Below are 9,876 nucleotides of genomic sequence, written 5' to 3'. Positions count from 1 at the left end.
AGCTTGCTACACTCACTTTTGACAAAGATGTGAGTAAGTTGAGCTGCTGTGCAGTTTAGATGTTTCCGGCTACATCACGAATATATGATTTTTGAAGGTTCTATAACATAATATTATACGAACAAGGGGTTTGTTATCAAGCGGTGGATAAAATCCTGTAATCGTGCTCTAAATGCCTTATTCGTTAGTTTTCAGATGTTATCCGTCTCGTTAGTCGTATAAAGTCGCCGGATAACATCTGATTGTGTGGATTTCCTAATCCGCCTAATTCATCGCATAATATTTCAAATCCCCATAAAAACCAAGCAAATTCAAGTTTTATCAATGCTATACGGGTTCTGAATTGCTGAATTCTGTATAAAGTTAGGCAATAAAAAAAGCCACAAACCTTATTTCAGGTTTGTGGCTTATAGAGCGAGTTAGAATTCATCTCATTCCATAAAGTTTACTCCTTTTTCAGGAATAATAACTTTGGTATCTGTGATCTCTTCCAGAATTTCTTTGAATTCATTCGGGTCACTGTCGATGGGAGGCCATGTTCCGTAATGGCATGGAACGGCAATTTCACAGCCTATCATTTCCACGGCATAGGCGGCTTCTTCAGCTCCCATAGTGAAATGATCACCGGTTGGGGCGAGTACAACATGTGGTTGATAGAGCTCGCCATATAATTCCAGATCAGCAAAAATGTTGGTATCCCCCATGTGATACACGCAAATATCATCTTCAAACGAAAGAATAAGTCCGCCGGGATCGCCTGCATATTTCCCTTGATAGGAAGAACTGTGATTTGCAGAAACCAGTGTGACGGAGAAATCCTCAAAATGTACGGTTCCGCCTTTATTGATAGCTACACCCTGATCTTCCGGTAATCCTTCATCAGTCAAAATTCCGATCAGTTCTAAAATTCCAACTACTTTGGCTCCGGTGTTCTTGGCGATCTCTACAGTATCTCCAACATGATCTTCGTGCCCGTGAGTAAGAAGTACATAATCAGCTTCTTTTACTTCTTTCAATTCATCAGGGGTGGAGGGGTTATTCTTCAGAAAGGGATCGATGTAGATGATCTTTCCACTTTGACTCTCCAATTTAAAAGCGGAATGCCCAAGCCAATGCGCTTTAATTTGTGTATTCATGTATCTCCTTATTTTTTTCGTTAAATCATTAACTCTATCTATTTACGTACAATGGAATATATTTAGAAATGATTCACTAATTTTGAAACTTCTGATATAAGATTGACCAAAATGACAGGATCTTAAAGTAAGCACCGTTGTTTTGAAGTAGTCAGTAATTATTACCACTTTAAAAATAAATCAATAAACTATTTAATGAGATTTTTTCAGTCGTTAAACAGAATTTTCGGAATGGATAATGATGGCGGATCAGATCTTGACTGGAAGAAAGTTTCATCTAAGGAAAATCTTTCAGAGATCATCAAGGCCTCCGGCCAAAAACCACAGGTGATCTACAAACACAGTACCCGTTGTGCTACAAGTTTCTTTGCTCTTAAAAATATTCAGGGATTATCAGAAGAAACAAAAGAAAAAGCGGAATTTTATATTGTGGATGTGATAAAACAGCGTGAGCTATCATACTTTATTGCCGAAAGATTTGGGATCAAACATGAGTCTCCACAGGTTTTTATTCTCAGGAATGGAGATGTACTATGGAATGGCTCTCATCATGAGGTCAATGCAGAATCTTTACAAACATATATATAAGGGGATTTCAATACTTTTTGGACGATTAAAAGTCATATTCAGATTATTTTAGCGGTTCATGTCTTTCACCTTTGATAATTGTATATTTTCATGATTCGTTTTTTGGGGCAGTTAACTGCTTCAGCCACAACAAAGTAAAGATCAGTTAAAATTGGAGTTTTAATGGAGGCAAAAGACCAAAATGGTATAAATGCCACAGTATACCAGCCCCTTACCATGGATTATCTGCTTGGCAAAATGGGTATGACGAATTTGAAGTTCTTAGGCCTTTTGGGAATCTGGATAGCACTCATTGGGGTAAGCATATCATCTGTTTTTGTGGTCGAATATTATTTTGGGTTTTCTGAGATACTGAATCAGGACAAGATCGGGCAGGTCTTTTTAATTCAAATACCCATGTTAATTGGGATGTTATTGGTTTTTTGGATTGGATTTGAATGGGGCTTTATACCTGTTTTTATATCAACTTTTGTGTTGGCATTTACCGCTTCCATGGCGTGGTATTGGTCACTGTTATATTCAATGTCTTTCACATTGGGGCTTTCTGTGTATGCCCTTAGCTACTACTGTGTGTCATTTGACCTAAGCCTGAGGACGTTAAAGAGCTTTACGTTCTATGTGGTCGTGTCCCTTTTCGCTGCCCTTGCCTGTTCTTTGGGTGCTTTTGTGTGGAGCCGTTTTTATGGTTTGCCTCTTTTCGAAACCCTCATGATCTGGAAGAGCTGGTGGGTTAGTTTATTTCTTCAGTCCTTCGTTATTGGGGGCCCTTTGTTATACTTTTTAACACCTTGGATTTACCGTTTCAGAAATAAGCTGTTTGATATCCCTCCCAAGAACGAAGTTTCCTTAAAGTGGATATACTCTGCTATTACAACGGTGGTTATCGTGTTGGCTTTGTTTATTATTTCCGCAAAATTATTGGGATCGCAGTCCATTGAGCAAGAAATAGCGGGTTCAGGAATGTCCACTCAGGTATTTAACAGTATGATGAGTGTGAATGAGTCATTTGAAATTGTAACATGGATCTCGATCTCTCTTGTGTTTTTTATCGGAGTGGGAAGTATCTATCTGGTTGGAAGCTGGAATAAGTCCCTTCAAGAGGAGGTAGATGGTCAGACTCGTGAGTTGAGAGAGAAAGAGGTAAAATTAAATATAGCCTTAAATGAGAGAGATGACCTGTTAAATGTGATCCATGACAGAGTAAGAACAAACTTAACCATGGTTTTGGCTGTACTTGAATTACAGCTTAAAAGTGACAGTAATAAGTCAAATGAGCAGATCTTAAAAGATTCCCATTCCCTGATACGGTCACTTACCATTGTTCATGAATCTATGTCTCAGACTAAACGTGCTAATCACGTTGATCTGAAAAACTATTCCATTAAATTAAGTAACCGAATAGAACAAGCACTTCGTAAAGACCGCAAAGACATTGATCTTATTGTGCATGCTGAAGAAGGTATTACCTTAGATATGGAACGGGCCATTCCTTTTTCGATGATCATGAATGAGTTGGTAATGAATGCTTGTACACATGGTTTTGAATCAGGGGGGAAAGGACGGGTTGTTATCGAAATATTTGTGGATGACGAACAGTTGGTACTGAGAGTAACTGATAATGGGAAAGGACTTCCGGAAGACTTTGATGAAAATACCGGTATTGGAATGCGAATAGTTCGGGCTTTCAGCAAGCAATTAAATGCCCGGTTTGATTACACATCGTTTAATACCACCTCATTTAAGCTCAGATTTTTGCTGAATAAATGAAACCGAGGAGTATTATTAGGTTATAAATTACATGAAAAGTACTATAATTTGGCTGTCAGCAATTGTTATTGGTGGACTTTTAGGTTACGGAGCTATTTATTTTATAGACTTTAATATGTATCTGGCCGTGGGTATCGGAGTTCTAATAGGGAGTTCACTAGGTATCACGATAAATATTCACAGAGAGCGTGAGTATGATCTCTCAGATGAAGAAGGAGACGGAATAATAGCTGAAGAGCCAAAGAAACCCAAGAAGGTCAGTTAAAAAGAGCCTTGATGTTCTTCTTATAATCCGGTTCAATTATTCCCTTTTCTGTAATAAAACCGGTTATATATTTGTTGGGAGTAATATCAAATGCGGGGTTGTAAGCATCAGTTTTTTTAGGCGTGATAGGCGTTTTTCCAAGATGGGTGACTTCTTCCGGCTCACGTTCTTCGATCTCAATATTGGCACCCGTATCATTTTCAAGGTCAAAGGTTGAGAGGGGGAGGGCTACATAAAATGGGATGTCATTTTCTTTGGCGAGCACTGCCAAAGAGTAGGTGCCTATCTTATTGGCAGTATCACCGTTCGCAGTTACGCGATCAGCTCCTACCACTACCATATCTACCTTTCCGGTATTCATTAATGAGCCGGCCATTGAATCTGTAATAAGATGGAAGGGGATCTCAGCTTTTTTTAATTCCCAGGCTGTCAGTCTTGCTCCCTGCAGCAATGGACGGGTTTCATCCACCCAAACATGGATATCTTTATCTGCCTCATCAGCATGAAGGATCACAGAAAAGGCTGTCCCATAAGCTCCGGTTGCAAGACCTCCGGTATTGCAATGCGTAAGAATATTTGCTCTTTTATTTACCAGTTTTACTCCATTCTCCCCAATTTTTTGACAAACCCTTTTGTCTTCATCGTGAATGGTTTTGGCAGTTTTAAGGATGATCTCTTTGATCTCCTCCAGGTCTTTATCTTTATTTGCATATACCGTTTGATTGATACGCTCCAATGCCCAACTGAGATTGACAGCTGTTGGGCGCGATGATTTGAGATATTCGATCCAGCGATTGAGTTCTACATTAAAGCTGGTGAAATTTTTGGACTCCAAGTCACGGACGCCAAGATATAAGCCATACGCTCCGGCTATACCAATAACGGGTGCTCCACGAATTTTTAACTTCTTAATTGCATCCCAAACCTGACCAATGGTATTAACATCAGAATAAATTTCTCTAAGAGGAAGTTGGGTTTGATCTAGAATTACCAAATGATCCTCTTGCCAGGAAATAGACTCGTATGGTGGCTGCTTCATTTTTTGAGTGTTTGCTTATTAATATAGAGCTGTACTTATGAAACCTTAAGAAAATGATCTTAAAAGAAAGAAACCAATCCCTTTAAATAGCGGATATGGTGTTATGGAGATTAATATCCGGAAGCATAACCATCCCCTCTGGGATCTACCCCACTTGTATAATGCCCGTTGCGATCTATAAAGATGTTATGACTACGTCCAATTCCCGGTAGCGGGAAAATTTTATGGCCTTTTTCTTCCAATAGTTTTTGAGTATCCGGGCTTAATCCAAAATCATCGATGAAAAGCATATCAGGAAGCCACTGATGGTGGAATCTTGGCTGTGCGGTAGCCTGTTGGGAACGCATCCCAAAAACAGCACGGTTTAAAAAACTCTGCAATGTAGCTGTAATTATTCTTGGGCCACCGGCGGCGCCTATTATCATATCTACTTTACCATCTTTAGTGACAATGGTTGGAGTCATGCTGCTCAACATTCTTTTGCCGGGTTCAATAGCATTGGCTTCCGCCCCGATCAATCCATAGGCATTGGGCTCTCCGGGCTGGGCTGAAAAATCATCCATTTCATTATTGAGTAAAAAACCGGCGCCGGTAACTGATACATGGCTCCCAAAAGATCCATTTAGAGTAGTGGTAACAGCTACGGCATTTCCATCTTTATCTATAATTGAAAAGTGGGTGGTTTCAGATGATTCGGGATAACCGGTCACCCTGCCATGAGAAAGAGTGGCAGATGAGGTTACTGTATCATCCTTAAAACTTATCATTCGTTGGTTGTTGTATTCTTCGCTCATTAATTTATTCATGGGGATATCTACGAAATCAGGGTCCCCAAGATAAAAAGAGCGATCTGCGAAAGCCCGGCGCATGGCCTCGCTAATTAAATGCACATAATCAGCAGAATTATGTCCCATTTCAGCTAAAGGGTATTCTTCGATCATTTCCAATATCTGTGCAATGGCTACACTACCGCTGCTTGGAGGTGGCATGATGTGCAATTTGTAATCCATAAAATCAACCACCACAGGATCACGCCATTTGCTTTCATAGTTTCGAAGGTCACGATAGTCAATAAAACCACGGTAACGCTCCATCTCATTTATGATGGCATCGGCTACAGGTCCGGAATAAAATCCTTCACGACCAAAACGTGCGATACGCTCCAAAGTGTTAGCAAGGTCAGTTTGCACAAAAAGATCCCCTTCCTCAAATAAAGTGTTATCATCGGCAGTAAAGTATTTAGCGGAGGCCTGGTATTTTTTGAATGTGTCCTGATGATTATTGAGATCCTCGGCCTGGGTGTATGACAGGTGATATCCCTCGCGGGCCAGCTTAATGGCCGGCTGAATTACCATATCAAGTGGCATGCGCCCATAGCGCTCAATCGCTTTTATCATCCCATCCACAGTGCCGGGAACACCAACGGCCAGAATGCCTTCCCAGCTTAGATCAGAGTCAAATTCACCATTGCGGACATACATGTTTCTGGTAGCTCTTGCAGGTGCTTTTTCTCGAAAGTCAAGTGCTGCAGTTTCGCCATTTTGCATATGGATCACCATAAATCCACCGCCACCGATATTTCCGGCTCTTGGCAATGTCACAGCTAAAGCAAATTGCACGGCTACCGCAGCATCAACAGCATTGCCTCCTTGTTTAAGAATATCTTTGCCTATTTCAGAAGCGTACTTATCGGCAGAGACGACCATACCGTTTTCATAAGATTTGGAAGTAAGAACCTGAGCCGAAAGAGAATGAGAAGTGAGAATGAAGGTGAGCAGTAAGAGAATTATACGCATTATACCTGATTTGTGATTTTGAGAGATTCGAAGTTAAAATAACAGTTTGAAGACTGAATGGTGAACGAATTATGTAAAGAAAAATTTCCGACAGCTTTGCAAAGATTTATTTTCGGGAATCATATCAAGCTCTTGGGTGAAATTCTTTATGAACCTGATGCAGAAACGAACGGTCTACATGTGTATAAATTTCAGTTGTCAAAATAGATGAATGGCCAAGCATTTCTTGTACGGCTCTTAGGTCGGCACCGCCTTCCAATAAATGTGTTGCGAAAGAGTGTCTGAAAATGTGCGGATAAACATTCTTCTGAATATCAGCTTTTTCTGCAGCTTTTTGGACTATATTCCAGATACTCATTCTCGAAAGAGCACTTCCGCGCATGCTTAAGAATACTTTATTCTTAGCCTTTTTAGGTTTTTCCGGATTCAAAAATTGCGGGCGTATATGCTCGGTATAATGAGAAATGGCGTCCTGCGCGATCTCTCCAACAGGCACCAAGCGCTCTTTATTTCCTTTTCCAATCACACGGATAAAACCTATTTCAAATATAAGCCGGTCTTGTTCCAAACCTGTAAGTTCACTTACGCGCATCCCTGTCCCATAAAGTGTCTCAAGTATGGCTTTATCTCGGATTCCTGCAGGGGTGGTCAGGTCAGGGGTTTCCAATATGGCTTCGATCTCATCACGATCTAATACTTCCGGAAGTTTAGAAGCTTTTTTGGGGAGCTCAACCAATTCTGCAGGATTAGCTTTTGTGATGCCCTCTACAACAGCAAATTCATGAAAACCACGTACACTTGAAATATTACGGGCGAGAGAGCTTGCGGATAGTAATTCTTCATCCACCAAAAAATTCAGAAAATCTTCTATGTGACTTAAGGTTACTCCGGTCAGTTCTTTGATCTTTTTTTCTGTGGCTAAATATATAAAGTATCGTTCAAGATCATTTTTATATGATGTGACAGAGTTTTCACTTAGTCCTTTCTCAAGCTTTACAAACTGTAGATAAAGATCCAGTTCTTGCTTAAATGCCACAATTATTGGTCAGTTTTTGCTTTTTCCGTGTGCTCATTATCATTGTCTGTTCTCTCTTTATTCTCAGAATCCTTTTTAGCTTTTTCATCGGCTTCTCTTTTTTTATCCTCAGGGTATTCCACTCTACTATGGTAAACCCCGACAAGAATGTTTAGAAAGGTTTCTTTTATCACTTGCAGGTGCCTGAAAGTCAGAGGGCAATGACTGAGTTGGCCTTCCGTTAAACGGTCATCAACCATACGATTGACAAGAGTCTCAAGTTTGTTATAAGTTGGGTTTTTCATTGCGCGAGATGCAGCTTCTATCCCATCAGCTAATAATAGAATACCGGTTTCCTTGGTTGAAGGAAGGGGGCCTTCATATCGGAATTGATCCTCATGAAGCATGCTTTTTACATTTTCATCCTCTTTTGCTTTCTCATAAAAGTAACGAATCACTGAAGTGCCATGATGTGTTCTTATGAAGTCGATGATGATCTCGGGTAGGTTTTCTTCTTCTGCCATTTTTACCCCTTCACTCACATGTGCTTTGATGATCATAGCACTCATTTGCGGTTTAAGCTTATCATGCTCGTTACTGCCTTTGCTTTGATTTTCTACAAAGTAATCCGGCTTAACCATTTTCCCGATATCATGATATAAAGCTCCAACTCTGCAAAGCAAGGAATTGGCACCAATGGCCGAGGCTGCTGCTTCTGAAAGGTTGGCTACCTGAAGGCTGTGGTGGAAAGTGCCCGGCGCCTTATTCATTAATTTCTTTAGAATAGGTTGATTGGTATCACCTAACTCAATAAGGGTGAACTCGGTAGTTACTCCAAAAATTTTCTCAAAAAGTAGAATAATAGGATAGGTAAAAAGAATAAATACAGAGCTGATTGCTACATACATGAGGTCAGAGGAAAATGTCTCCCATCCTCGCAGTGTAGATATATTAAAAGCTCCGATAACTAGTAGATAGGTTATCATGACAATGCCCGGGGTGGTAAAGAAAAACTGAGAACGGTCTTTAATATCACGAACTGAAAAAACACCTAAACTACAAGCTGTAAAAGTGGCAATTACAAATTCAAAACTACTACTGTTTATGAGTCCCAAAAGGCTGGCCAACATAATTGACGAAACCAGCCCTACCCGCGAGTCAAAAATAATGGTTAGAACAATAGGGGCAATAGCTACAGGAATCATGTATGGGTCAGCTACATCAAAGAAGTTGATAAGTCCGGCTGAAAATGAAACTAATCCCATAATCAGGAAGACCAGGAAGAAAAGACCGTTATCTGAAGTGATCTTTCTACGGTATAGATAGATATACATGAAGAAAACAAAAGTAACCGCAAAAATGATAACCAACTGGCCGGAAAATCGAATCCATCTCTCCACTTTACTGGCATTACCAGACCGGGCTTCAGCAAGACTTTCTAAAATATTTGCCTTTTCTGAACTCACTATATCTCCGCGACGGATAATTACTTGACCTTGGGCAATAGCTCCCTTGGTTTCAGAAATGGAAGACAATGCTTCTTGTAAGCGTGCTTGGGTGTCTTCCTGGTTAAACCGCAGATTTGGAATTATAATCTGGTTATAGATTTCCATGGCAAGCCTGGTTTGCTGCTCATTGAAAATTCGATTTAATTGGAATTGCACAAATTCATTTGCCTCTCTAAGGTCACGTATACGAGCTATATTGATCGTTTGTTCAGTGCTTTGCCGAGTATTTCGAAGAGTAATTCTATCCGATTCCAGGGTACTTTTATTTTGATTGATAATACCTTGTTCTAATAACTGATCTATCAGCGACTCAAGCTGTTGCTTGATACGGACACCAACGAACTGACTGGGCTCGCGATTAGAACTACTGACGGCATCAAAATTTTCTAAAAGCACTTGCCATGAAGCGTCTGTAAAGTCGATTGCAGAATTTTGTAATGTATTGCTAAAACTTACACTATCACTTTCAGCTGAAGATTCAGAAGACCGTAGAGCAGTTTGCCACTCACTGTAAGCTTCTAATACAGGTTGAATCTCGCGATAAATAGAATCAAGCTTGGTTTGAATAGTAATGCCCGCATTTGGATCTGCTCTAAAAATGGGGGCGGTTTTATCTCGAATTTCTTGCCGTTCTACCTCAAGTTCTTCAGAAGTTTTGTTAATAGAAAAGGTAAAAGGAGCAGTTAAATCTGCATTTCTCCAGGGTTGACTTTGCGTGTAATTCAATCCGGAATTTACAGGATTTCGTGGAAGTGAGAAAGC

The 9,876-nt window shown here is 40.1% G+C and carries 8 protein-coding genes; 3 read left to right on the top strand and 5 right to left on the bottom strand.

Features of this window, described 5'->3' with window-relative positions; translation table 11 throughout:
* Positions 1-431: 431 nt before the first annotated feature.
* Entirely contained in the window at positions 432-1,136 is a 705-nt protein-coding gene (locus VFM80_RS04370) for a metal-dependent hydrolase (protein WP_395069929.1), read from the bottom strand.
* 195 nt (positions 1,137-1,331) lie between these two features.
* Between VFM80_RS04370 and ytxJ the strand changes: the two genes are divergently transcribed.
* From ytxJ to VFM80_RS04355, 3 genes are all read left to right on the top strand, one after another.
* The gene (ytxJ, locus tag VFM80_RS04365; protein ID WP_395069927.1) at positions 1,332-1,724 is read left to right on the top strand and encodes a bacillithiol system redox-active protein YtxJ; all 393 of its coding nucleotides are present in this window, start codon (positions 1,332-1,334) and stop codon (positions 1,722-1,724) included.
* 162 nt (positions 1,725-1,886) lie between these two features.
* Complete coding sequence (locus tag VFM80_RS04360; protein ID WP_395069925.1) at positions 1,887-3,491, top strand: ATP-binding protein; 1,605 nt, start codon at positions 1,887-1,889, stop codon at positions 3,489-3,491.
* Between the two features lie 31 nt (positions 3,492-3,522).
* On the top strand, positions 3,523-3,756 hold the full coding sequence (locus tag VFM80_RS04355; RefSeq protein WP_395069923.1) for a hypothetical protein: 234 nt from the start codon (positions 3,523-3,525) through the stop codon (positions 3,754-3,756).
* Here the strand turns inward: VFM80_RS04355 and mtnA are convergent.
* The 4 genes from mtnA to VFM80_RS04335 form a co-directional block, all read right to left on the bottom strand.
* Complete coding sequence (gene mtnA, locus VFM80_RS04350) at positions 3,749-4,795, bottom strand: S-methyl-5-thioribose-1-phosphate isomerase (RefSeq protein WP_395069921.1); 1,047 nt, start codon at positions 4,793-4,795, stop codon at positions 3,749-3,751. The two genes, VFM80_RS04355 and mtnA, sit on opposite strands and share 8 nt — an antisense overlap.
* Positions 4,796-4,905: 110 nt before the next feature.
* Positions 4,906-6,591: a gamma-glutamyltransferase gene (gene ggt / locus VFM80_RS04345; protein ID WP_395069919.1), complete on the bottom strand. Its 1,686-nt coding sequence runs from the start codon at positions 6,589-6,591 to the stop codon at positions 4,906-4,908.
* Positions 6,592-6,715: 124 nt separating this feature from the next.
* Positions 6,716-7,627, bottom strand: coding sequence for a site-specific tyrosine recombinase XerD (gene xerD / locus VFM80_RS04340; protein WP_395069917.1), 912 nt, complete (start codon positions 7,625-7,627; stop codon positions 6,716-6,718).
* Between the two features lie 2 nt (positions 7,628-7,629).
* Positions 7,630-9,876 (bottom strand): HD family phosphohydrolase (locus VFM80_RS04335; RefSeq protein WP_395069915.1); only part of this gene is annotated, 2,247 nt, incomplete at its 5' end.

The organism is Gracilimonas sp., from assembly GCF_035704785.1.
Classification (GTDB): domain Bacteria; phylum Bacteroidota; class Rhodothermia; order Balneolales; family Balneolaceae; genus Gracilimonas.
The sequence above is the reverse complement of the archived record's forward strand: the minus strand, read 5'-3'. Positions and strand labels throughout refer to the sequence as shown.